The 26,527-nt window shown below is 43.4% G+C and carries 18 protein-coding genes; 15 read left to right on the top strand and 3 right to left on the bottom strand.

Features of this window, described 5'->3' with window-relative positions:
- Positions 1-24: 24 nt before the first annotated feature.
- The 11 genes from OIK42_RS19575 to OIK42_RS19525 all read left to right on the top strand — a co-directional run bounded on the left by OIK42_RS19575 (position 25) and on the right by OIK42_RS19525 (position 16,980).
- Entirely contained in the window at positions 25-4,200 is a 4,176-nt protein-coding gene (locus OIK42_RS19575) for a hypothetical protein (protein ID WP_273642864.1), read from the top strand.
- Between the two features lie 645 nt (positions 4,201-4,845).
- Entirely contained in the window at positions 4,846-5,235 is a 390-nt protein-coding gene (locus OIK42_RS19570) for a hypothetical protein (RefSeq protein WP_273642863.1), read from the top strand.
- A 185-nt stretch (positions 5,236-5,420) separates the two neighbouring features.
- Positions 5,421-6,785 (top strand): Fic family protein, encoded by a 1,365-nt coding sequence (locus tag OIK42_RS19565; RefSeq protein WP_273642862.1) that lies wholly within the window; start codon positions 5,421-5,423, stop codon positions 6,783-6,785.
- Positions 6,786-6,919: 134 nt separating this feature from the next.
- On the top strand, positions 6,920-7,459 hold the full coding sequence (locus OIK42_RS19560; protein ID WP_273642860.1) for a hypothetical protein: 540 nt from the start codon (positions 6,920-6,922) through the stop codon (positions 7,457-7,459).
- Between the two features lie 91 nt (positions 7,460-7,550).
- A complete protein-coding gene (locus OIK42_RS19555) occupies positions 7,551-9,308 on the top strand; it encodes a DUF7380 domain-containing protein (RefSeq protein WP_273642858.1) in 1,758 nt (585 codons plus the stop codon).
- A gap of 291 nt (positions 9,309-9,599) precedes the next feature.
- On the top strand, positions 9,600-10,094 hold the full coding sequence (gene lepB, locus OIK42_RS19550) for a signal peptidase I (RefSeq protein WP_273642857.1): 495 nt from the start codon (positions 9,600-9,602) through the stop codon (positions 10,092-10,094).
- Positions 10,081-11,448 (top strand): TrbC family F-type conjugative pilus assembly protein, encoded by a 1,368-nt coding sequence (locus tag OIK42_RS19545; RefSeq protein WP_273642856.1) that lies wholly within the window; start codon positions 10,081-10,083, stop codon positions 11,446-11,448. Before lepB ends, OIK42_RS19545 begins: the two co-directional genes overlap by 14 nt.
- On the top strand, positions 11,445-11,585 hold the full coding sequence (locus OIK42_RS19540) for a hypothetical protein (protein ID WP_273642855.1): 141 nt from the start codon (positions 11,445-11,447) through the stop codon (positions 11,583-11,585). Before OIK42_RS19545 ends, OIK42_RS19540 begins: the two co-directional genes overlap by 4 nt.
- Before the next feature lie 132 nt (positions 11,586-11,717).
- Positions 11,718-12,872 (top strand): TraU family protein, encoded by a 1,155-nt coding sequence (locus tag OIK42_RS19535; RefSeq protein ID WP_273642854.1) that lies wholly within the window; start codon positions 11,718-11,720, stop codon positions 12,870-12,872.
- A gap of 167 nt (positions 12,873-13,039) precedes the next feature.
- Positions 13,040-16,372: a conjugal transfer protein TraN gene (traN, locus tag OIK42_RS19530; RefSeq protein ID WP_273642853.1), complete on the top strand. Its 3,333-nt coding sequence runs from the start codon at positions 13,040-13,042 to the stop codon at positions 16,370-16,372.
- A 35-nt stretch (positions 16,373-16,407) separates the two neighbouring features.
- Positions 16,408-16,980, top strand: a complete 573-nt coding sequence (locus OIK42_RS19525; RefSeq protein ID WP_273642852.1) for a hypothetical protein — start codon at positions 16,408-16,410, stop codon at positions 16,978-16,980.
- Positions 16,981-17,014: 34 nt separating this feature from the next.
- On the opposite strand, the gene tenpIN is transcribed toward OIK42_RS19525, so the two are convergent.
- Positions 17,015-17,476 (bottom strand): type III toxin-antitoxin system TenpIN family toxin, encoded by a 462-nt coding sequence (gene tenpIN / locus OIK42_RS19520; RefSeq protein WP_273642851.1) that lies wholly within the window; start codon positions 17,474-17,476, stop codon positions 17,015-17,017.
- Positions 17,477-17,865: 389 nt separating this feature from the next.
- Here tenpIN and OIK42_RS19515 point away from each other — a divergent pair, with 389 nt between their 5' ends.
- From OIK42_RS19515 to OIK42_RS19505, 3 genes are all read left to right on the top strand, one after another.
- The gene (locus OIK42_RS19515) at positions 17,866-18,345 is read left to right on the top strand and encodes a hypothetical protein (RefSeq protein WP_273642850.1); all 480 of its coding nucleotides are present in this window, start codon (positions 17,866-17,868) and stop codon (positions 18,343-18,345) included.
- Positions 18,342-18,764, top strand: coding sequence for a hypothetical protein (locus tag OIK42_RS19510; protein ID WP_273642848.1), 423 nt, complete (start codon positions 18,342-18,344; stop codon positions 18,762-18,764). Before OIK42_RS19515 ends, OIK42_RS19510 begins: the two co-directional genes overlap by 4 nt.
- A gap of 106 nt (positions 18,765-18,870) precedes the next feature.
- Positions 18,871-22,680, top strand: coding sequence for a conjugal transfer protein TraG N-terminal domain-containing protein (locus tag OIK42_RS19505; protein WP_273642847.1), 3,810 nt, complete (start codon positions 18,871-18,873; stop codon positions 22,678-22,680).
- A gap of 63 nt (positions 22,681-22,743) precedes the next feature.
- On the opposite strand, the gene OIK42_RS19500 is transcribed toward OIK42_RS19505, so the two are convergent.
- On the bottom strand, positions 22,744-23,016 hold the full coding sequence (locus OIK42_RS19500; RefSeq protein ID WP_273642846.1) for a hypothetical protein: 273 nt from the start codon (positions 23,014-23,016) through the stop codon (positions 22,744-22,746).
- A gap of 818 nt (positions 23,017-23,834) precedes the next feature.
- On the opposite strand from OIK42_RS19500, the gene OIK42_RS19495 reads away from it, so the two are divergent.
- A complete protein-coding gene (locus tag OIK42_RS19495; protein WP_273642845.1) occupies positions 23,835-25,331 on the top strand; it encodes a hypothetical protein in 1,497 nt (498 codons plus the stop codon).
- Positions 25,332-25,390: 59 nt separating this feature from the next.
- On the opposite strand, the gene OIK42_RS19490 is transcribed toward OIK42_RS19495, so the two are convergent.
- On the bottom strand, positions 25,391-26,347 hold the full coding sequence (locus tag OIK42_RS19490; RefSeq protein WP_273642844.1) for a hypothetical protein: 957 nt from the start codon (positions 26,345-26,347) through the stop codon (positions 25,391-25,393).
- Positions 26,348-26,527 lie beyond the last annotated feature (180 nt).

Genomic DNA, 26,527 nt, shown 5'->3' with positions numbered 1-26,527 from the left:
TGCGAAGTAAAAATGGGTGATTTAATGAAGCATAAATCAACAGCGAAAGCTGCACTGAAGCTATCAGTGGTTTCATTGGCGCTGATGCTCTCGTCAAACGCAAACGCTAAAAGCATAACCTTCACTGGCCAAGTAGAAGCAGTGAACCCGACCGTCCAGATTGAGTCAATGGGCCAACCGGTTGCGTATGTAAAAGACTTCAAGCTTACGGTTGAAAAAGACGGTATTGAATGCGACTTCGTGACTGATGAGTTTGCTGCAGATAACACATACATCAAAGGCGCGAAGCCGTTGTGTTTCTTCGAGTGGACGGGTACATCACACGGTTTGGTAGTTGATGCGCTGGAATTAAAAGGCGTGCTTGAAACTGCCTCTACGGTTGATTTTGATTATCGAGTATCAATTGTCGATGATGGTGTTAAAACAGAGCTGCTAACCGGTACATATTCATTGGATGTTGAGTCACCTGAGATTCCTAAGATCTTAGACATTGTTGCTGATTGGGGTGATGAGGAAGTGGAAGGCCTGGAGCAAGAGAATTACAGTAAAACACGTAATTTGAGGGCTGTGACGATTAAGGCTGAAACGCGTCCATTTAGACAGGTGCTTTCTATCGATGGACAGCAATGTGAGGTTGATATCGATGAAGAAGAGTGTCGCGTATTTCTTCCTGACTACATTCCTGGTGACGCAGAGCCGGAAACGTTTGGTCGAGATGTTAAGCAGGTTGGCGTTGCAGATATCAAAGGGTACTTTGATGAGGCGCTGGCTGAGGTTGGTATCAACTATGACTACCGCTCACCAGAGGTGACCAATTTCATTGTGAATGGCACCGGGGATATGGGGGTGATCACCCAAAATATCGAAGGCACTGACTTCACCCTCAACGAAAATGAAGCCTTGCTGGTAATGCAAACACCCCATGCCGGTAAAGATGGAGATTGGTGGATTCCGGTAGCCAATACAATCAAGCTACACATCCAAGATGGCCAGATGCCTACTGATGAAATTGAGTTCAACGGGCGTGTGATTGATTTCTCGGTACCGAATTTCCGTTATGGAACGGAGTACAGCGTAAAGGCAATCGGTGAACCGGTTATCGCCAATGATAAGGTTGTTATTAAGTACAGCATTAATGATGTTCCGGACGGTATCTATCGTGCGGAAGTAATTGCCTCGGACAAATTCAACAACAGTCGGACTGCTGAATATACAGATCGATTAATTGACCGATTTGCACCAGATATCAGAGGTCTTATAGGTTCTGTTGAGTTGCGTGAAGGTTCCGGGGTAGATACGTACTTCCTGGAAGACGTGGCTTTCTTTGCGCATGGGGGGTGGGCGGATGGCTCTACCATCACATCCGTGAAGATAAATGGTGAGGATGCAGACATTGATGTAGTGCAAGACAATATTGTGCTGCTGAAGCGTGATCCAGAAATTCTACCCAGTCAGGTTTTGAACGTCGAAGTAGTGGCTTCTGATAGTGGCGGTAATGAGATGGTTCGCAACTTCAAGCTTGAATACATGATGTCAGAGTTCAACTTCAACAATCCGCCGCCGCAAGTTTACTCAGAAGTCACTGAGATGGATGTGGATTTTTATCAGTCTGAAGGTGATAAGTGTTATTTCGCGGCCACTGACGAAGCTGCAGCTGCGCTTTCACTTTCTATCCGTAAAGGCTGTACGGTTGAGTTTGATAACATTCCAGATGGTTTAGAGCCTACTTTCCAGGGGCGGGGATATAACCTGGAAGGCGTTATAAACGACATTGGGACGCACGAGATTGGTTACACGGTCTATTACCATAATAACAATGGTGAAAAAGTTGCTGCATATAGTGACTCTATGACGATAGAAGCATTGGAGCGTCCCGAGCTAGACTTTGTAATTTCCGATAAAGGTAGAATTTCGGAAGGCTTGTATTCAATGCCCCACAATTCAAAGCGATTAACGGATTACAATCTGGCTGCTGCGAATTCGTACATTGATCTGAATATATCAGCTCAAGGAATGACTGAAACAGTAAACTATCGTGGTTCTGACAGGTTTAGTTTAAAGAATTATAGAGGCCGTATTGAGCGTGTGGGTGAAACTAGTGCGCCTGTATGGTCAGAAGTAGAATATGAAGTTGATGTTCAGTATCGTCGCGTGCCAGAGTCTAAGGTGGCTGAAAACTTTACCGCAGTAATCACTCCAGATTCACGGACCAAGGCTTATGTCATCAGTGATGTTGTCGGTGAAACGACAACTGAAGACACTATTGAGTTCACTGCCAATGTTGGTTTCTACGACCGTCGTGCTAAGTCATACATCTATGATACTGACAGCATGGGTGAGTGGACTGCCCAACTAGCTTATCGGAACGATGAGCGAGAGTATGTCCGTATTGGCGATGCGGTTCAGGTTAACGCATCTGGTGAGGCTAAATTTATAATGGATGGCCAAACCATTTTCGATAGTGGCAGTTATATCTATGTGCTGATGGATGCCATTTCAGGCGTTCCAGGATTTGAACAGCAAATTGATTCTCGTGCTCATCGAGTTGAAACCCTTAAAGGCACCGCAATCGAAGGTGAGCTAAGTGACGTAGTGATCACTGAAGAAGTGCCATTTGGTACAACTGTACGATTCCAGTATGCCAGCCGTAATGATAGAGATGCCTCAGCAGGAGTTGTCTGGGAAATGTCTGATGATGGTGTTGCTTGGAGTGAAACTGAAAATGTGACTAATTTCTTCAGTGTTAGAATGAATGAGCCGGGCACCAAGTTCTATCGCGTTAGAACAGAAAACAGACTGACTGGTGTGATTTCTTACAGTGCTACAGTGGAAGCTGTTGGTTATGAAGTTGCTGACATTGAAGTTGAAGGTGACACAACGTTGCTGGAAGGTCAGGAAGGTACATTCACGGCTGTTGTTGCGGATGACTTGGTTGGTGCTTCAGATGGTGTATTTGAGTGGTCAGTAGATGAAGGAGCTACATGGACTGAAGGAACTGATACCTTTAACCATATGGCGAATTCAGATTTCTATGTGAACGTTCGGTATCGTTTAGATTCCACAAGTGAAACCGTGGGCGAGCAATCTTATGCTTCAGATAAAATGAAAACTAGGGTTCTTGCTCCAGAGCCATTGAGAGTCAATATTGATACCCCTCGTTACGCAGAAGCTGGCTTTGTAGCGAAGATATCTGGTTCTGCAAGGGCGTCCAGCTCAAGCTTGAATTTAGATATCATAGAGGAAATAGAGCTTCCAGACGGCGCTGTTGTGAACGCAAGCGAAGTGGAATACCTGGTAAAAGAAACCGACATTGTTGGTGGAATCGCTACTTTTAAATATTCTGCTTGGGTTAATGGACTGAAAGCAGAAACCTTTGCTTCAGAGACTGAAACCGTTGTTACACATAGGTATGAGTTCCCTGATGGCCAGTTTGAAGTAGATACAAAGATTGCTGTGGCACCTTCACAGGGCTCGGCCAGAATCAATGGTATCGATACTGACGTGCCTGGCGTTGAATTTACGTATGAGTGGCTGGTGGATGAGAATGCAATTGAGATTACCAGAAATAGTAATGACTTCATCTACTTCACCGTTCATGAACCTGGGCTTCATCTTGTCACAGTAAGAGTAAGAGATAACCGTGGTAATGAGCGTGACTTCTCAGAGTTCGTAGACATTCTGGATGCCGACCCTATGGAAATTGAATTAGTTGAGTCACCGAGCAATGAGTTCAACCGTGCTCCATTAAGAGTCGGCATGAGAGCATATGCAGACCCTGGCCATCCAAAAGATTATGCTGATACCTATCAGTGGTTCTTGGACGGTGCAGAGCTGTCGAGCTCCACAGTGTCATCGACTGACATTGAATTCAATGAAGCTGGATCATTTGAAGTTAAGTTGGTGGTGACTTCTGAGTACGCTCAGGTGGGTGAATACACGACGGTTATCAATGTATTGCCAAATATTCCGCCAATTTGTTTGCCAGAATTGGAAGACAGCGGTGATCGTTACTATGTCCGGTCAAACTGTACTGACGAAGATGGCGAGATTGTGAATTACTATTACACATGGGAAGGCCAAGTCGACTTCCGTGCAGGTAAGGTGATTTACTTCCGTAAGTCAGATTACCCAAGCCTGACAGTGACAATACGCGCTGTAGATAATGGCGGAGAATTTGTCGAAACGGATGTAAGCTGGTAAGTAATAGAAAGCCCGGAATCACCCGGGCTTTTTCTTATCGCTGTTTTGCTGTCAAGAATAACAACCCCTCTATTAAAACTCATGTCTATAGTGGCGCCACTATTTGAATTGGTAACATTTCATAACGAAAATATAGCATTTCACAGGAAGTCATTGTGTCTATGTGCCAAGGAAGCTGATAAGGCTATATTGAGGTTTCACGATTATCATCGTCAAAAATACGAAGTTTCCGGGCCACGGCAAAACTGTAAAATTATATTTGGGTTTTGGCTACCCCGATAAAGAAACCGATTTTTCGGAAATCACCTTCACGGAAGTTACCATATATTATTTCGTGCATACTGCATATTCGATTATCATTGACATTGAAAACGTGCCGATTAGCTCTCTCTTCGAAGAAGAAAAGAATAATAGCCAAAACTGGAATCGATATATGGAAAGATGATATCGAAACTACAGTAAATTATCTTGAAAGTAATAATTACAACGGCTGGTATATCGAGTCAGCCATCGGTTTCAGTGGGTTCGTTGTGGCTAAATCGGTTAATGATACATAACAACAAAATTATGTCGCCCGCAGGCGGCTTCGCAATTATAGCCTGCCTGTGCCCCATACTTAGGTGTTAGCACCCACAAGGAAATTTTTTGAACTCAAGTAGCATAGATAAACATAAGCACGATCCTTATATTAAGATTCTAGGAAACAAAACTGCTGTCGCTTCTTTTGCTTTAGCTATGGGGTTAATTGGTATTGGAATATCAGTGTTTCAATCAGATTGGTTATGGTTTTCCAGATTCGGTTCATTGATAACGGTTTCTGGACTATTACTCATAAGTTCCCCAATTTTTGTTCGAGGTGTTTATAAAGCCAATTCATCTACGTCTGGTTTTGCAGAGCTCGATCACGAAGGTAAAGTCATGGTGACGAGCTCAGAAGACCGTGCAATTGGCTCTAAAGTTTATCAAGGTGTTTTAATAACGATCGTAGGCACCGTCATTTGGGGTTTTGGAGATCTTCTCAACAATGTGTGTTAACAAAACGCTTTTGTCACTCACTTCGTTCGCTGGGACGTAAACACGGGTCCGCTTCGCGATTATAGCCCCATGTTTGCACTCAAAAGCTTAAATTTAGCTCCCTTATCTCAATTTTTAACTTTTTTGAGACAAAGCCTGGTTTTTCATATACTCTTGTCTCAATTATTCACAATTTTGAGATTAATATGATTGCTTCTCCACCAAAAGAACTTATCAGTAACCCTTTGCAGCTTGCGCTGGAGAAGCACAGTGAGCACCTAAAAGAATATATCGGACTTTTATCTCCTACAGATAATAAAGGAAGATACCTTCATTATGACCAGCTTCGTTATAGATTTTCCAAAGATCTAGATAAAGATTTAGCATGGTCAATTGTGAAAACTGCTAGATTGAGACAATTAAAAAGAATTCTTCCTATCGGTGATTCGAATGAATTAGGGCGTTTTTTTCTGACTCCCAACATTCAAAAAGCCATAAGTGAAACAGACAGGAACACAACGACCGCTTCTCTCGAGTGGATGTGTTCAAAAATCGGTGAAGAAAAGCATCTTGAATACTTATTAAATGATTTGGTCGAGGATGAAGCAATAAGCAGCAGCCAACTTGAAGGGGCTGCTACTACTACTGAAGTTGCAAAAGACTTGTTAAAGAGGAAACGCAAGCCTAGAAGCCTAGATGAAAAGATGATCGTCGGTAATTTTAAGATGATGAAATTTGCATGGGAGAACAGAGAAAAAGATCTAACACCTGATTTAATTAGGGACTTACATCAAATCGGAGTCGATGGGATTGACGATGATAACTACACCCCCGGTGTGTTTAGGAAAACTGATGATGTGAAAGTTGTTGATGCGGAGGGTAATGTTGTTCATCAGCCACCTTTAGCTGAAAATCTGAAAGCTCGTTTGAAAAAAATCTGTAGTTGGGTAAATGAAAGTCATCACGATACAGATAATCGTGACTACTTCCATCCATTGGTAAAGGCGATCATAATTCATTTTCTCATCGGTTTTGAGCATCCATTTAGAGATGGTAATGGGCGAGTTGCACGGGCACTTTTCTATTGGTATATGTTCAAAAATGATTTTTCTGCATTTAGGTACATCACTATAAGCCTGCTGTTAAAAAATGCACCTGTTCAATACGGGAAAAGTTATCTGTATACAGAATCAGACGAAATGGATTTGACTTATTTCATTGATTATCAATGCTCAATCATTATTAGAGCGATAAACAAATTTAAGGATTCTTACCAACGAACTCTAAAAGAAGCTGAAGAGTTTAACGTTTGGCTATGGAAGTCTGGTTTATATAAAAAACTATCTGATAAACAGCAGAAAATATTCCAAGTAGCACGGAGTGGTGTTGCTCATTTTTTTACGGCTTCGAATGTCAAAGAAAACTTAGGATGTTCCTATAATACCGCATCATCTGCACTCAATGGCCTTGTCGATATGAAACTCTTCAAAAAGGAAAAACAAGGTCGTGAATGGGTGTTCAGCATGGTAAGCCAAAAGAAAATTCTTAAAGATTGGAATGCGAAAAAATAGATCGGGAGCTAACAATCACATTATGTCGCTCGCCGGCTCCCTGGGACAGTAACGCATGGGCACTGTCGCTTCGCTCGGATTTTAGCCCATGCGTAACTCTGCCTTATGTGGGCGTCACATCGCACAGGAGGTATGTGTTGAGTTTATTATCTCTGGACAACTACCATCACCTACTCGAAAAATGTGAGCAGGAATTAATACAGCTAGGAGAGTGCTTTTCGCATCCAAAATATGATTATTTGCTTTTTAATGTGGTGTTCGGAATGAATCACTTATTTGAGTGGTATTTGAGAGATGAGTCTATTCAAAACTCTTGCAAGACTGAATGTGTAAGGCAATTTAATCCATTTTCCGTTGGAAAGGTACCCAAGGAGCTTAAGTCTTATTACAATGGCTTAGAGGACTTCCCAGAAACCTGCGCGTATCAAGAGACAGTAAGAAAACTATGTAATAAGGCAAAGCATTTCAAAAAGGTCGAAATTGAAAAGCAGGGGGAAAATTATACCGTGACCAGTGGCTCACCAATTGCGGTATGTGGGCACCCTGAAGCAGTATGTGGTGCCTTCGACCATTATTTGTACTCAGTAAGCATTAATGGACAGGACGTTGACTTATATCAGATGCTAAAAAAGCTTCATAGGGACTGGATGTCTTTCATCAGAGCTGCGATGTAAGAATCCAATTACATTCGCTCCCGTTGGTCGCCGAACGTCGCTGACGCTCCGCTGCTTATTGGTGCGGTAGATTTCCTATAGGATACCTGAAATGACGGCGAATGAGCGCGCGGCGAACATTGCAGATGATGTGATTGTGCAAAGTGATCGCTATGATTGCGACTACTACCAAGGCGACCTTCGACAACGTTGTGACGATGAAGCGTTAACAGAAAACGAGCGTGCGTGTTTGAAAACGTTGGCGGCCATAGCCTCTTATCATTCAAAATATGAGGATGCTGGTTCGCCGTATGGTCCTTTAATACAAACAGCAGACGGGCGGTCTCCAATCCCATCTGATATGGTGGAAGACGAACTTCAAGAGCTCAAGACCACCGTTCAATACCTGAATCCCAGTGTACTTCGGGCAAGAGTTTTCGATGTTCTCTGGCTAAGAAGCCGTGATCCGAAACACGCATGGACAGCGATTCAGGAATTTCTCACTTGTGCAAAAACTCACTTCGATATTGAGCATTGGACATATTGTGCAGAATACGCGGAGCGAGCTTTACGTCTTGCAGCACTTTTTCGGCGGAAGGAAGCAAAGTACTTTAAAAGCGTCTATAACTTGCTTCTCTCATGGGTGCGTGACTACTCGGCGGAAGACAAGAAATTCTTAACAGCTAGGTCAATATCTTTACTGCTTGACTTCGGGTCGGACGATACTGATGAACTCCTTAGCATTGCCAAGGAATCAGCCGAACGCGCAGAGAATGAAGGTGATTTTCACCGTGCTGAAGAGTACTGGAAACTAGCTGTCCAAGCAGCGAGAAAATCGAAGAACGAAGACGAGGTAAATCAAGCTCAGGCGTCCTTAGCTGAAACTTTAGCGTCCAATGCTCGTAATTTGGGTGGTGGCATGTCCGCTGCACACTGGATGCAGCAGGCAGTTGAAGCTTACAAGGCAGTTCCGGGGTCAAAGAAGCGTCGAGATGAGTTATATGGCGAGCTGCTTGAATTTCAGGCGCAATCATTGAATGAAATGGGGAAATTTGAAACCCCAATAGACATGTCATCTTGTATCGCGCAAACAGTCGAAACCATTTCTGGAAAGACGTTCAGAGAAGCGTTATTTGCCTTCGCTTTTGGAGTCACCAAGGTTCCTGATTATAAGAGTCTTGAGAAGCAAGCAGAGGAACTTGCTCATAGATTTCCGTTATCCCAGCTGTTTGGAGCGGTTCATCTTGATGGCGAAGGTAAAGTTATCGCTAAATCTGGAGGAAGTTTTGAAACCGGTGCGGTTACTAATCACAATTTGTACCGTTATGCGGCGCTAGAACATCAGGTTTCAGTGGCAGGCTGTATACTTCCGGCTGCTGACATCCTGCGAGTTGAACACCCTATTTCTTTGACAGAATTAGAGTCGCTTACAGCAAACAACCCGTTTATTGCTCCAAGTCAGCAACGAATGTGGGCGCAGGGTCTAATCGCGGGGCTAAATGAGGACTATGAAATAGCACTACCCATAATTGTTCCCTTGCTAGAAAATTCATTGCGTCATGTGTTGAAGAGTTTCGGAGAACGCGTTTCGACACTCAATACCCATGGTGTTCAAGAGGAACTTCGGATCACCGCAATACTTGATCATGAAACAACACTCGAAGTTTTCGGGTATGACCTAGTAATGGATTTGAAGGGGCTTTTACTGGAAAGAACATATGGAAACCTAAGAAATAAAGTTGCGCACGGGCTTGGGGTTACTGGCACTTACTATTCAGCGACAGCCATTTATCTTTGGTGGTTGTGTTTTAGGCTAGTTCTTACTCCGTATGCGAAGCAGCTTTCCAGTCCTGAAACAACGGAAATCTAACAAAAGCACAGAGACGTACTCGTCTTCTACTGCACGTTCCACTCCAAATGCGTCCAAATGATGTTGATGGCCGCTTCTAAGCATGTGGGTAGAACTCTGTTGAGACGTTACCAGTATGAAACTATATTACTCGAATTAAATGCAGTTTCGGTAATAGTAAGCATTTAAGTGTGATGCTTTATTACTCTCCTACAGGCATCGCTGTCCACAGACATCTAAATTTCCTCCCCTCTATCGTCATTGCAATTTCTTTGTAGGACTTATCATAACCACCATCAAATAAGGTGAGCTATGCGCAACTCAATTTTTCTTAAACCGCTGATTTTTACCATGCTGGTTATGGCGGGTTTGTTCCACCTGTTCAGTATGAGATTCACTATTGCCGTTCCAAAGCAAAGTGTTAGGTGTCTTCACGCCAGATTTCTATTGATTGATAAATGGGATACGGATGTTGCTATTGGTGACTTGGTTTACTTCAAGTTTGCCAGCAATGCTGGACCTTTATATGAAGGCGCGGAAGTGGTTAAGAAAGTGGTTGCCATGGGTGGCCAAACTATCGATTTCGACGAATGGCATGTTGTTGTAGATGGTGTGAAAGCTGTTGAGCTGGATATGACACAAGGCCTTGCCAGAACAGGTCAAGCAATCAGTGAGTTGAATACGCATCTCACATTGAATGACGGTGAGTTGTTCGTTATGGGAGAAACCCCGCTAAGTTATGACTCTCGATACTGGGGCCCTATCAAACAAGAAAAAATTATGGGAACAGCATATGCGATTTATTAAAAAAGCACTTCCTTTTACGGCTGTGTTGATTTCCTTTGCGACAGTTTCTCAGGAAGATCCTATCAGCAAAGTAGATGAACTGCTCAAGAGCGGTCAGTTTAAGAAATCTATATCGAATCCTCAGTTAGGCCAAAAGCCAGAGCTCAATGAAGCTTTGAGCGGCGTTAAGTCGGTGAATGAGGGCGTTTCTCTAAATCCACAAGCCAAAGAATATCTGGAGAACCAAGAGCGCTTATTGAAGCAGCAAACAGAAAGGATGTCAGAGCTAGGCTACTTGGATGGTTATGATGCTGAAACACAAGCTGCCAAAGCTCAACGCTATGAAAATGCTGCCAAGCTGATTGCCGATAACACCACTGCAGAGTTGGCTAACTCACTTCAAAAGTATGCTGGTCTTAGCGAAGGTGAGGCGAAAGCTTTCAATCCCGCATTCTCTGCACCTTCTAAGGATGTGTTGGGGATATTCATTAGCTTTAGCATGCCAGAGCAGAAGATTTTAGAGGCTTTTAAAGTGGCTGTTCAGTCAGGCGCCGAGGTGTATCTAAATGGCTTGCATCCAGAGCATGAGGGTATTGGCCAAACGATGAAGTTACTACAGCGTATAGGCAGCAACATGAAGGTGAAGCCGGTGGTTAAGTTCCAGCCCAAAAAGTTTGAACTATTTCAAATCAGTGTGGTGCCAACAATCATCCGTAGCACGCCCGAGAAGACGGTAACAGCAGATGGGATCATCAATGCTGATTGGCTAAAGCGTAAGTATGAGGATGCTACAGGGAGTAAGGATTTGGGCTCGTTCGGGCCGGTTTTCAAAGTCGTTGAAGAATCAATGATTGAGACAATTAAAAAGCGAATGGCCGGCATGTCATGGGAAGGTAAGAGAGAGAAGGCGATCAACACCTACTGGCAAAAGATTGCTTTCACGAAGATGCCGAAGGCTGACAAAAATGAAACTTGGTACATCGATCCAACCGTAAGGGCAACCAGCACCATTACAAACCCTAGAGGGGATACATTGGCCAACGCAGGGCAGGTATTGAACCCGTTAGCCACCGCTACTGTGCCAATGTCAATCTATGTATTCGACGCGAATGACAATTCTCAGCTGCAGTGGGTTCATGAACAAATCAACGCAGGTGAAGACATGGGGAAAGTGATGATTATGTTCTCCGAAATTAATAGAGATAAAGGGTGGGACCATTTAGGAGCACTCCGCAAACACTTTGGCCGCGAGCTATATCAATTGCCTCCGGAAATGGTCAAGAAGTTTCACCTTTCAGGTTTGCCAGCAAAAATTTCAACCGATCTGCAAAAGCAAGTTATGAAAGTGCAGCAGTATAAACTAGGAGAAGAGTGATGAGGTTTTTGCCTGCGTTATTTTTTATAGCTGTGGGGATATGGATAGCGATTGAAAAGCCAGATATCGCAGCGGTGGCAATGGTGTATATCAATATGGCCATTGACTTCATTTCTAACTTATTAAACGGCGAATAATTGGTGACATATGATTAAGCAAGCTGATTCTAGTATGTATTCCACAATATGTTCAAAGACTTTTCTGGTGATTTTTCCGGTGGTTTGCATGTTGTTTTATCTCGCGAACCATTGAGCTAAAGGGTGAAAGTAATGAAGTCTATAAAGTTGCTTGCAGGGTGGCTTTTAGTTATGGCTATATCATCAACAGTCCATGCACAAAGTACAGATGTGAACCCTATGTGTGATGACGCAAATGTATTAACTAATGTATTTGACCAGGTGTGTTGGGACTGCTTTCTAGATGGTATTAGCCTGATGGGCGCGACAATTGCTGAAGCTCCTGATGGCGCTGCGAGCAACGGACCAGTCTGTTCATGTACAGATGCACTTGGAATACCTGAGTATGGTTATCCACTGGGATTCTGGTCGCCCAGCAAGTTAAATGAAGTAGTTACAACTCCTTGGTGCTCACCATCACTAGGCGGCATAAAGCTGCAAGACACTTTATCAGGGTTGGGTATCAATGATATGGAAGTAGATGAGGATAAAAGTAACAACTCATTCTATCAGTATCACTATTTCTCATACCCGCTGATGACCATTTTGAACATGCTAGTTATGCCCAATTGCACAGATGGGTACATGGATTTTGACCTAATGTATTTGTCTGAAATTGACCCTCTTTGGAATGATGACATGCTGAGCCTATTGCTTAACCCGGAAGCAATAATATTTGCAAATCCGATTGCGGCGTTATGGTGCAGTGCTGATTGTGTGACAACCACGGCTAATGACCAGCAGGAAGAGTTTTATGGGTGTGCAGGCTGTGACGGAATGTTGTACCCACTGACTGGCAACGTGAATTATCAGAATGACCCTGTCGCAAGTTCATCGCTCATTACTCAGCGTGTGTTAGCGTCTTTGCATAGAAAAGGGTTAGCTCAAAAAACTGTAGGTAATGACGCGATGTGTGGGCCTGACTACTATCCAACTATCCCACGTTCACAATATAAGTTTTCTTTGATTTATCCTGTGCCAGAAGCAGGCTCTCCAGAACTTAAAACATCGATACCTACACTGGATGAAGGTACCGACCCGGCAAATTTGCAATCTGACTTAGGGGGCTCAGTTGGTGATGGCACCGACGCATTTAAAGATTGCTGCCATCCAATGGGTATGAGTACAGCGAGGTGGTGTACGCCATTTGGGGGCAGGACGCGGCCAGGTAAAGACAACGCCTATATTTATATGATTTGGAACTGGCGTGATTGCTGTGTGAGAACCGGCAGCGGCAATAGCGACTAGCAAGAGCCAGAGCGTAATAACAATTCGAGGCCTGCTTCTGTGGGCCTCTTTTCCCTCTCTCAAAGTCAGAGCTACAACAGACTTGGCAAATTAACAGGCTCTACCGCGACTTGCGTTTAAAGTTCGCTATTAAAATGCCATCGACTATTCATACGTGGCGCTAATAAATGACTGTTAATCGATCTTTTGTATATATTTTTACGATGATTTTTTTTCTGCAATCCAATGCTATGGCATTCGGGCTTGTGTTTGCGGGTGCGGCGGTATTGTTCCCAAGAGTGTCCTTTGCCCAAGAAAGCGAAACGGAGATCCTGGATGAGTTGAAGGATAAATATAATCTCAATGATCCTCGTAAAAACCACCAAACAACTGGCATTACCCAAAAGATGCAAGAGCAGTTGAATCGTGGCTCTACAGACCTAACCGGTTATATGCAAAACCAGCTAAACAAGCGCCCGGCTGCAAAAACCTATGACTTCAGCGACACAGCTGACAATTCAAGCTCAGAAACCATCTTAAATGATGAACGTGGAATGGCGCTCAGTATTGGCGCTACTCACGGAACTCCGGCTTCTGTTGGTGATGGCGGCATAAAAATGTCCTATACAAAAGATGGAACTCGAACGTTAAGTAGGGATGATAATGGTAACTTAGTAATAGGGAAGAAAGCCGGTGGCGGCACTGTAGAAAATCTTGAGAAGGAAGACTACTTATCCTCTGAAATTAATAACTCAGACCACTATTTTCAAGCCGATGGCGCCTATGGTGATAATCAGAAAGTGCTCGATGAAGGAAAAGAATCTCACAATGTCCTGAAAGCCGGCGCAACTTCCTCCGGCAGGGCATATCAGATGCTTACACAGTCGGCTCAACAAGCAGTGAATACCGACATTAATCCTAACGCATCATGGCTAACTCCGACCAACAATCATATTGAGCAAGTTGAAGCCAATAACGGCGGTGATTTCTTTGAGGCATGCACGAGCACTACGTCCACTGTTACTGAGAGTCTATATGCGCCTGCCTATGATGAGCATACCTGCCAGACTACCAATACGAGAAATGAATTTTTCTGTGAAATTTCGAGAAAGATTAGAGTGCCAATTGTTGTAGGAGGTGCTGGATTTACAACGTGCGGAGTTGGTTGCTATGAGATGGAGCTAGGGAACGATGAAGGTAACAACTATATTGACCCGACAAACGCGAATAATTGTGGTGTTTATGAATACGGTAAAACAGTCACTATAAACTTAGGGGATGGGATAGAGTTAGATCGTGTGGTGCTTGATGGTTATGTTGATGACCATATCGAGTTTACGGTAAATGGTGAAACTGCCTACTCACATATTGATTCAACTAGTTCTTACACAAGAAAACTACCTGGTATCGATCATCCTAATTGTGAGGCCGGTCAAAATATTAATTTGGGAAGGCACTACTTCTCTGGCGATAAAACATTTGGCTTCAAGCGACATATTACGGCGGATGCTTCAAATACATATGAAATTAAAGCGAATGTTTTAGTTGGTGGTGTTGGTGAGTTTTACTCCAAAGTAAGGTTTTATTTTAAGGATACAACTGGTGAGGGATTTGGTGAGGTTGAAACGCAGTACCCTGAAAACTGCAAAGACAAAATATCCTCTCAGATATGGAATGGAGCTGGGGTAAATGCATTAATTGACTCAGGGGTATCTGAAGAAGATATAGGGTATAGCTTTTGTCGTTTCGACAGTGTTACGCCGCTAGAGGAAGGCTCAAGAGGCTTCCCACAAGAATTCCTTGATAAATTAGGGCCAATGTATCCAGGGGATACCGCAAACAAAACATGGAAGATAAATCTCGACGGTTACGCCTGTGATCCTTTAGGTGGAAAAGAATACTGTACTGTAGATAAGGATACTGGAGAGCTCATTTGTATGGGCTGGGATGAATTGCGAGAGCTACCAGATTATTGTGCTGAGTATCGTGAAAATCCTGACTGTTCTGAAGTGAATCGAACTTGCACTGAAGACTGGTATGATCGTGATGTGGATGATTGGACCGAGGAAGAAGAGGAGCATGAAGGTGAAGAGTACTGTTATAACGAGACTGTGACTTACCGTTGTGACTCTGGGCGATCTATCAGCCACACCTATGAAAGAGAATCAAATGTGTGCCAGGGAGCAATACCTTGCTCTGGTGGAGACTGTGAGTTTGGTGCAACAGAAAGCAATGGGAAGTTCTTGGATGCATCTCTTCAGGCGAACATCATGCAGAACATTGATGCTGACCGCTCTTGTGAAGACCCGACCGATCCTTCTACCTGCAGGGTATTTAATGGAGAGGCTGAATATTGCTCCGCAGAGGTAACGGGCATGGGCACGAATTGCTGTGAGGCCCCGGCAGGACTGAACATTCTGAGTTATGTCACTATGGCTGATGGCATGATGAAAATGAACAAAATGGCTGCTGACGGTGTGTTCGGTGGAACCGTTCAGAGTGGTTCTGAAGCATTGATTGAATTGGCTGATGGTGCATATACCCAATTTTCCGAACCTGTATATAGCACCTGGCAGAGCCTGTCAGAACCAATTTCCAGCGCGTATAACTCGGTCCTGGGGAATGCAACCGGCGAGGTGGTTACTGAGGCTGGAACGACGGTCGTTGCCGAAGGGGCGGGTGAGTCTGCCATGGGAGCGGCTTTGGCTGAAGTTGAGCAGCAGGTATACGAGTTCGTCTACGACATGCTTCCAGAGGATTTGGCTAGCTTGCTGTTTACTGAGACTGCAACCCAAGAGGGCACAGAGTTAATTGTTAATGAAGCGATAAGTGATGTGATGAGTTCAATCATGGGTGCATACGCAATTTATTCCTATGTAAAACTGGCCCTGACTTTGCTAACCATGTGCGATGAGAATGAAGAAGATATGGGAGTTAAATTAGGGCAGCGTCAATGTTTTTCTGTCGGTGATGATTATTGCTCGGCTAAAGTTTTGGGGATTTGCTACCAGAAAAGGCAAGACTATTGCTGTTACGATTCAATTCTAGCCAGAATCATTATGGAGCAAGCGGGACCACTGTTGAATAAAGATATGAGTAGTTGTGAAGGGCTTTCACAATCTGAATTGTCACGTCTTGACTTTAAAGATTTGGATTTAAGTGAATGGATCGGATTAATGGTTGAAGCGGATTTGGTTCCATCTGAAGGTGGTGAACAGAATCTTACTGCCGGTGGTGAGCTGGTGGAAACTTCATGCGAATCTTTTGAAGTGGAAGATCCAGTCACTGGCGTAGTGACAACTGAGCAAAGGTGCTTTAAGAAAATGGAAGGTGGGCGATTGGTGAATGCTGCTGCCCGTCAGACGGTTTCTGAAAGAACAACTCAGCGAGTAGATGGTGCCGCGAATTACTCTCAGGGAGTTAGAGCCTCAGCCGTTAGCACTGTCAACAATCTGGACTGCTCCGCTTCCCCCAGGCCCCCGGTCTGTGAGTTTGGCTTTGACCCTACGGAAGGGAATTGAGTGATTATTTTTTTAAACTAATGTTAAGAGTAAAAATGACAAAACTACTAATCAGAAAAACTGTTCCAAGCTTCTTCATTATTGCTGGAACCCTAGCTTTATGCGGTTGCAACTCAACCCCTGAGTCAAATTTGCCACAAAGATATGAAGCCTGGTCGGAATTTGTTTATAAAGGGCCGGTATTGAACAATCGGTTTCCAGGTAATCGAGGTGGAAATTCAGGTGGTAGCTTGACGGTTCTTTATAGCGAAGAAACGGAAACCACCGTGGATTATCAAATGAACATGGATACCATCACTCGATGTGAAGGGGCAGAAGGTGTTTGTAGGCATGGTGTCATTATTCCAAAAGTTCATTTTACCGTGGATAAAAGCAATTTGGATATGCACCAGGTATTCATATCTGGCGTTTTTTCTTTTGAAGTCTCAAAGGAAGGGCTATCTCAGTCAGCAACCGGCTATGTTAAAAAATCAATTAGTGAAGGGTTTCCCTTACTTCCTTTGGAAAAGAAGGAGATTGAATTTTCAGGAGTAACAGGGAAGGGGGAAGTAATTGTTGTGAAAGGACCATATGACACAAGTTTTTCTTATTCTTTGAAAATAGAGTAAGTCAGGAACTCTACACGTTTCCTATCCAAATAAGTTATATGTTCAATTCAGCATGGTAGTGTTGTAGGGTTGAAAATCTGTATGCGGATGAGTTGAGTATGTTTCGGTCATTGGCTACGGTTGCTTTTATATACCTCTCAACGTACTTTGTAAAACGTGAAGTTATATAATGCTCTTTGCTTCTTAATCGGGTGTGCTCTCTTGAAGGGATGAGAAACAGTTCGTCTGAAATGTAAGATGGGTTTGGAATTAAAAGAGCTTTGCTGAAATCTAAACCCTTATGCGTTTCACCATGCTTACCTACCGTTGGGAAAGAAGCTTTGTGACGTATATTGGACCGCAGTGGAAGCGCAAAAGTCAGTGTGTTAATTGGAATAAGAACAAATCCATACCCTCTTGTTTTACCCTCTATCCAAGCTCCGTTCACATTATCTAAAGCTTCAGATAGGTGGGTATGGTCTGGGTAAAAAGACTGATCTAACTTCTTCAACTGCATGGATATTCCTTTTATCAACAAAAAGCCCCCAATGAAGGGGGCTTTCGGCAGTCAATTCTGTTTGAAGGCTTCAGTTTTTTACGTGGGGCGCTTCTACCGCCAACATCATTCTGTTTGGAGACTTCAGTTTTTTACGTGGGGTGCTCCTACCGCCACTGACTGCAGGCTAAGTATACTACAACGAGAATGTTTAATACAAGTGCCGCCATTACTGCCCTTAAAGCACCAAAGCTTATCCCTTTAGTGTTTGATGCTCTCAACGAATTTCTCACAGGTGACCGTACAGCCCCTGAAAAAAGGTGGTCTATTGCAAGGTGTTCCAAACGGTTGCGGTAAAATCAATGTGCGGTAAAAGGGTAAGCTCCAACATAAAGTTTAAAAGGTTGAATATGAAAAACTGGTTTAGAAATGCATTTAGAATGGTATTGGTGTTTGTCGTATGTACTGTTGCACTGACTGTAGCGGCTTTTAGCTTAAAGGGTGAGAGCGTCATAGCGGCTTCCGTAAAGGAAGAAACACCGTTTGAGAGACAGCCTAATTTGGACCTGATATTAAAATACTGGGGCACCCTTAACCTTATCGCCTGGAATGAGCAGGTTATTAAAGATGTTGAATTACGCTTGGAGCTTCAGAAATCAAATGGCTCAGTTACACATCAAGATACCCTATCAGCAGCAGCCTCGATTGAAGGTAGAAAAAGCAATGTCTTACTTTTACAAGAGCTGGCAGATGCTACTAAAGCTGAAATTTTATCTTCAGGAATTACTGTGCAAGATCATACGCGACTTGAAAATTTATGCACTGAATCGTATGACCCAAGGTGCCGGCTGATTCCAATAAAAGCAATTCTTTCAGAGGTAAGCTCATGAAGATAATAGCACTATTTTTAACCTTACTCTTGCCAACTGTGGCATGGGCTTCATGCCCAGTCAAATCGGTTAATTTAGGTATCCAGGACGGAGATTATTACCTATTCACCCTGTTGCGTTGTGATGCAAGTGTATCTGATTATGAAGAGCTGGCAATTGATCTGCCTGAATATGTTTTATTTTATCCTCCAAAATTTAGGGAAGATGTAAAAGAGGAATATGATTATGTTTCTGGTCAGTATTATTCAGACAGAAAATACTTGTATCAAATGACAAATAAAACCACTCCATCCAAGTTAAAGTATGTGTATTCAGGCGCATATAGATTAACCACCCGTCAGGCAATAAAAATCCTATCAAATGGCGGGTTGGAGAATGCCAACTTGAGACTGGCCCTATCAGCAGCATTTAGACCATAACATTCCCGCCCACAGACATGCGGATTTACTCTGCTCTGTGGGCAACCCTCTTAGTCAACCATCTTTATAATTCTGCCTAATCATTATTTTTGGGTAGTTGTCTTCGATGGATGAAGTAGAAATTTTAGTTCATGGTAATCATGAATTTATTGTTCAAGCGATTAACGGTATTGCCAGGCTTTCAACTAATGACGGCACGTTAGTCGGAATATCTGCAACCGTTCTTGTTTTGTATTTTGCTTGGGGCTTTTTCAAGCAAATGATGGATCCCAATGCGCCATATCCTCTCAAGGAATTCGCTTTGGGCATTATCATGTGGACGTTTCTTGCTTCACCTATCACGCCCAAATTCGATGTGAAAATCATTTCAGCCCAGGACTCAGGCGCTTTTGCGGTCGTTGACGACGTGCCGCTTTTAGCAGCTGTACCGGCATGGTTGGCTACAAGTGCTTTATCCTCGCTGAGAGAAGTGGTGGAAGATACTTTTATGCCAGTGGTTTATTCGGGAGATAGTGGCGAAATTGACCCGTTGGCAGCCCTTGTGAAAATGTATAACACGCCCCCGCCAAGTCGCGTGTTGTATGGCTCATCTTCATCTGAAGGTTATGATCTTCGGAAAACAATGGATAATTATATGGAAGACTGCTATATCGCTGATCATGAACTCGATGGCAGAGAGCCTGAATCCCCAATTATAAAGATGCGCAACACTGAGTTAACTGAAGATTTCATTGATTCAATTCGGGTTAGCTATAACGGCCTAAACACAAGAGTGTTTTTAGATGAGAGCGGCAGCGCTTTTGGTACCCGTGTATCGTGTCCGGATGCTTTTAATTCTATTAAACTAACCATTCAAAGTGGTGCGACAGAAAATCTACTCGAAGACTACTACGAAGATAAAGGTGTACGTCAGGCAGCCGTAAGGGATTCCATTGCGTTAATTCAGGGCAGCTTTGGCTCCGGTGTAACTGCTTATGATCTGCAGGTCGGGATGCTTCAATCGTACCTGGTGCGAGATGGTCTGGCCGGCACTTCTTATGAAACCGAAGTTGACTCTATGGTATTCCAGGCAATGCGTTCCCGGGTGTATGAAAAGGCTGGAGAGCGTGAAATGTTTTCCCAGATTTCTACGCCTGTTATCACTGCATTGGAATCTCTGACGTTCTTTATTTACCCGCTCTATGCCGTGCTTATCGTACTCGGTGGTTTGGGCATAAAGCACATCGGTAAATATATGACGTTACTGCTGTTTATCAACCTGTGGGGGTTTGTAAAGGTCTTCGTAGATTTCTATACAGCCATATCGGTCGAACAAGCGTTTGCCGCTTCAGCCACATTTAACCCACTCTCGTTTGATGCATTACCTTCCACCATTCTTGAGGTTGAGGGGTATCTGGCCACAGCCAGCATGCTGACTACGACCATACCAATGATCGGAATGTTTTTGTTATTTGGTGGCGTTCACTCTTTGATGGGCACCATGAAAGGCATGACTCAATCCAAGGTAGATGGAAACATGGGCGCACCTACTGTAGCAACAAGTATGAATGCCGGCACCAGGACATTTGCCGACGCTACTCAGCAGATGAACTCTACAACAGGCGGTTATGGCGTAGGGCATTCGAGCCTAACTAACAGTGGCTTAGGGACTGAAATGCTGTCTTCTGTTGGCACTACTGCTAATAGCGCTACTACGACAGCAGCGGCTTCCCAGGTTCAATCAAATGCTCAAGCTTTTGAAACGGCATACGCAAATCAAATTAATAGCAGCAAAGATGTACAGGCGATCAATCAAAACTCTTCTGCTCAGGAAATTGCAAACTCTACCATTGATCAAAGGGTCAAAAGCCTGGCAAAAGGTTTGGAAGACAAATTCGGTGTATCTTCTGCAGATTCAACCAAACTAGCTCTCCGAGTTGGGGGGGAAGCTGGAGTAGGTATGCCTAAGGTAGCCGAGATGCTATCACCATTGAGCGGGAAGGTAGCCATTGGATTATCCAATGACAGACAGGAAGATTATGCTGAAAAATGGGATGCAATGAAGAAGTATGCTCAAAACTGGCAGGAATCGCTAACGTCGAAGTTTGAAGGTTCAGAGAAAGAAAGTTTGATGAACCAGTGGTCCAATACGGACAGATTATCCAAAGGGGAAACGAGTTCTGAGGTTGAAAAAGCCGCAAACACTTTACAGACTTCGTTAAATCGTCAGTCAGCCATTCAAAACGCCGTTAGTGACACCAGTGGGTTTTCGTCTACACAGGCTATCCAATGGAATAAGGCTGCGAGTAACAGCAATCTGAATACGGATGATTTCTGGAATAAAACTTCTGATATTGATAGCACCAAAACGAATGGGGAGTTATTGAAAAGCGCTATTGGTGTAAACAGTGCTGCTGATTTCAGGGCGCTTGCCCAACAGGCGGATGACGGTAATTTCAATGGTGGCCTCGGCACCGATGCTGGCGCCTTCCAAACCGCGATCAGAAAGTTAATGGCCAATGATGGCTCAGAGGGGTTAGGGCGCCAGGCAAGTGATTTAGGGCTTGCTGCCTCCATGTATCAGTTCATTGGAAGTCAAATGAGGGGAGAAGATGATAACGGTTTTAAAATGGCTGGAGATTCGTTAAAGCAAAGGGCTTCTATGATTGGCAGGATTGCGGATGAAAATGCGGAGCTAACTTCTAAAACAAGCAAAGATAAACCGTTTGAAACTATGCGTCAGGTGGATGACTCGCTCCCAACAAACAACACAAATGGCGTTGATGTAGCATCAAATATTGCTGGTATGAAAGGTAGGGCTTACCAAGAACTCAATACCGACATCAAAGGAGAGGTCTTAGCTGGAACAGAACAAGTTCAATCTAAGGTGGCTGAAAAAGACGATAGAATGAAGAACGAAACCGCTATTGGCCTTGCAGCGCAAGTAGCTGATAGCATCCAAGACGGTGTAAACGCTGGGCTCAATACCTTGTCTGAACAAGACACAATGGCTGAGATAAACCCTCTTCATGATTTTGGTACTTCAGTTGGATCGGTCGCATACGATGCAGTTAGTGGCGTTTCTGGTTGGTTTGGTGGAGAAGAAAATATCAGCCCAAAAAGTGAAGCGGCTCCTGTAATGCCTTCGCAAGTAAACTCAGAAGGTAATGAGAGCCCAAAAAGTGAAGCGGCCCCTGTAATGCCTTCGCAAGTAAACTCAGAAGGTAATGAGGGCCCAAAAAGTGAAGCGGCTCCTGCAATGCCTTTGCAGGTAAACTCAGAAGGTAATGAGAGCCCAAAAAGTGAAGCGGCTCCTGCAATGCCTTTGCAGGTAAACTCAGAAGGTAATGAGAGCCCAAAAAGTGAAGCGGCCCCTGCAATGCCTTTGAAGGTAAACTCAGAAGGTAATGAGAGCCCAAAAAGTGAAGCGGCCCCTGCAATGCCTTTGCAGGTAAACTCAGAAGGTAATGAGAGCCCCAAAAGTGAAGCGGCCCCTACAATGCCTTTGCAAGTAAACTCAGAAGGTAATGAGGGCCCAAAAAGTGAAGCGGCTCCTGCAATGCCTTTGCAGGTAAACTCAGAAGGTAATGAGAGCCCAAAAAGTGAAGCGGCCCCTACAATGCCTTCGCAAATAAACTTGGAGAGTAATGAGAGCCCAAAAGGTGAAGCGGCTTTATACGGATATGAAGCAGCAAAAGAATCTGCCAGAGCAGCCGTAACTCAGGATGAGAACGGAAATGCTCGCTTGGAAAAGGATCCATATGGAAACTTTACAGCTTCAGACGGAAGTTCTTATGCACCCGTAGGTGATATAATAACTGCTGATGGTGAATATGTTGGTGAGGGTTATGTTGATTCGGTTGGTAACTACTATGCCTATCAGTATGGTCAATTTGTCGATATGGGAATGGATGATCCAACTAAGAATCAATTTTGATGCAGCCGGTAAAGTAACTCTCTAAAACTTAACTGAATAAAGCCCTCCATTTGAGAGGGCTTTTTAATCATCTTCAGACAAATGTGGAAGCCCACTATAAATATTGGAATAAGAATAGTTGAAGAATTCATCATCTTTTGCATGATCCGATTCATGTTTTCGATTTACTGTTCGGTTTTGAATTGTCTTCTTGTCTTTTGAGAATTTCTTCACAACAAAAGACAATGCTACAACAACGACTTCTCCGGCAAACATTGCAAACCAAGTCACATCACCACCTAATGTAGCTAAGACTAAAACAGGCATTAAAACCAATCCTAACAATAAGTAAACCATTCCTACCTCCAGACACTTCAATCTAGCGTTAATAGTAACGCAATAATTTTTTCTCACCACCGTTTGAACAGACCTCCAAATTATACCACCTACGGCTGTTATTGGCATAAAAACATACCGATAGACATAGGCAAAACGATAGTTGTATTAACAAAAGCACCTAAGCGTGGGTGGTAAGGTTAAGGCTCTTTAACTGAATGTGATTATTCACTTTCGACCGCCGCCACGCGGTATAAACCTAGCGGGGCATATTTCCGTATGACTGACAGCCCTGGAGACAGAGCTAATGCGAAAGCATGTTTAACCTGGATGTTTCAAGATTTCTTGTCTCATCATTTAACCCCAGAGGGCAAATTACTCCCTCTCGGGAAATAATGTGCTCTATAAATTTAAGTTAACCCCGGTTGTATCAAATTACTTTTGATTCAGCTATTTAACCCAGCAAGGGAAACACACTCTCTTGTTGGGGGGCCCTTATTTTTATCAGGACACAATTGCGTTGTGGATTGATTTTAGGTCATATTCATCACCAGAATGCTTCAGGTTTACCTGAATCGTTCTTTAACCCCAGAGGGTGTATCAATGCCCTGTCGGGTCTTGGTGTGCTCTATAAAATTAGGATAACCCCTAGTTGTTTCAAAGCATTTTGATTCAACTTTTTAACCCAGCAAGGGAAACACACTCTCTTGCTGAGGGGTGTTTCCCTTATTTTATACGAGCGCACCGTATTTCCCTCCCAATTTCAGCAAAATTCAAACGGTAGCGCGAATTCAAGTTTAGGTTAGTTTGGTGCTATTTGTTAAGAGTAGTAACTAAAAATGGCAATCAAACCAATTTCAGAAAGCGAAGCATTACGTGATATTAACGCAAGGCTGGAACTCTATTGTGAAACGAATAATCGACCAAAGTTAACCGTAACTGGATTTTATTCAGGCTATCAACTCGACAAGTCTATCTGTCATGTGACGTGTGAGGAGCACGGGTCTGGCGACGTGTTTGGCGCTCCGTGGAGGCCTCGCTTAAATCACCTCAGAAGGTCAAAGGATTTGGAAGCCAAAAATATCGGAGGTTGCCCGAAGTGTAGTGGCAATTACCGGTATACGGAGTCTGAGCACATTGAACAGTTAGAGTCAATTTTGTCCGGCAAGGGTTTGAAGTTAATTGGATTCATGCCTGGAAAGGTAAATCGGGCCGCTAGGTGTAAAATCAGTTGCAAAGACCATGGCAATGGTTGGGAATGGGATAATCCTTGGGAGCCGGCAATAGACAAGCTGCTCCAAGGAAAAGGGTGTCCTAAATGCTCAGGGAAATATAAGGCTCCTGTTGAAGAAAACATCAAAGATGTGAATCTTTTTCTGGCAGAAAGGAATCCTCATTTGGTCGTTATAGGTATTGTTGGCAAATACATAGGCAAGGCCTCGAAAGTAAAAGTTGAGTGTCAGAAGCACGGGAAAGGGTGGTTATTTGGTAAACCGTGGACTCCAACCTTTGAGTCGTTATTCTTGGGGTGTGGGTGCCCAAAATGTTCGCAAACCTACAATCCTACTGAAGTGGAAGTTTTACAAAGTGCCAATGAGTTACTAGATACCACAAGCCTAAAGTTGATAGGTTTTAAAGGGACTTATAAAGGCGCCCATTCACGCTGTATTCTTCATTGTGAATTCCATGGAAATCTCTCAAACTACGATGATTACGCTTTTCCAAAGTTAGACCACATAACAAACGCACTACAGACTTGCTATAAATGTGCAAAAGAGCGTCATACATTGCTATCTACACTGAGGCATCCGCAGCATTTTGAAAAGACCAGAAAGCTATATTTTGTGGAGTTAGCCGACCAAGCAACAGAAAAGGTTTTGGCTTATAAGGTTGGCTTAACTTTTAGTAAAATTTCGCAGAGATTCAATCACTCAAGGCTTCAGGAAAGGCAATTAAAAATCGCCAGATACCAGATGATTGAGCTTCCTAATATAGTTGCATGTCTAGCCGAAGTAATGGCATTGGCATTCCACTCAAAGAAAGTAATCTATTTTGAAAGGCTTCATAATTGGGGTGCGACAGAATGCTTCTCTAAAGATGTTTTAGGTATCGATAGTGAGCTTGGATTAAAGGAGTTGGTTTCAAATTCGTTGAGTTATTTTGAATGCGTTTTAAAAACCACGAAACTAAGCAGGCAGGAACAACTGTTGGCGATGAAGGCCTGGAGAAAGATTGATTTACACAAGCCTAACCAAGGTTTGGGCAAGGGAGATCTGCCTGCACACCCTGAAGTTATTGATGAATGTAAAAAGGTTATTGAATCCTTGGTGGCTTAGATTTGGGTAGGTAACAAAAACCCCGCTGATAGCGGGGTTGGTGATTTAAGAGATGGTGTTTAAAGAGAATTGACGGATGATGTTTCGTTTGCGTCGAAGAAGTACTGTTGAGCATCTTTTGAAACATATGGAATGCCGTTATTCCAGGTTGCTTTTCGTTTGCCGCCAGTTAAAACAAAGTTGAAAGTTTTATTATTTAAAACAATGCCGGGGTAGGTGCTGTTTAGTTTGTTAACCAGGAAAGTAGAAGAACCTGTTCCACCAATTCTAGTGGTGACAATATAATTTCTGATGCCGTTAATTGAGATGGTGCCTGTGACAATCGGCGTGAACTCCAAACCGCAATATTGCCCTAGAGAACTTTCATCGACGTCTTCAAAAACTGTACCTGCAATCTTGTATCCTCCCCATGTGGTTCTTACTTCATCTCCTTCCAAAAGAAGATTTACCGCCTTAGAGCATCCATCTTGACTATTGAATATTAAATAAGCACGGTCCAAATAAGCCGTCTTCTTTCGAGTAAAAACACCTTTCCAAGTAATATCATCATATTGAGCGTCAAGGCCCTTGCGAATGTTGCCTGCAACATAGTCACGGATGTATGTAAAAGAGTCGCCTGTATTTAATGGTGGCACTTTTTCAACTGGTATGAAATCAACTAAACCTGAACGCCATGAACGGAGGTCATCTGATTTTGAGCCAAGTGATAGAAATGATGCTGCACCAACCAGGCCGCTGGTCAGCATACCTGTCATAACATCTGTGGTTTTATCGAATCCATCACGGAGGTTGTTGCTGGCTTCTGCGGGGTTTTCTTCGTCTTCCATGCCGATACCAAGGCCTGCCGGCCTGGCCATTTGAGCAACATTTAGTGCAAGGCTTTTGTCTGGCTCCCATGAGTAAGTGTCTAAAGATTTTACTTGTACTGGAGGGATGGACTCGTGCACCCGAGGTGTAGATTGACAGCCAGTAATCGCCAATACGACTAATCCTGCAGCAATAATATTCTTGCTCATTATGTTCTCCTTAATGTTTGGATGGAGACAGTATAAGCAGAAAATAGCGCTACGCTACCGTTTGAGTATGCTAAATCGGCACCTCTATTTACCAAACATCAATAGACCCAGAAAAATTGACACGTCTATTCGCCGGTTGCTGAGTGCTCTGCATGTAAGATGCCCTCATTCATATTATTA

Source organism: Alteromonas gilva, from assembly GCF_028595265.1.
Taxonomy (GTDB): Bacteria; Pseudomonadota; Gammaproteobacteria; order Enterobacterales; family Alteromonadaceae; genus Alteromonas; species Alteromonas gilva.
The sequence above is the reverse complement of the archived record's forward strand: the minus strand, read 5'-3'. Positions and strand labels throughout refer to the sequence as shown.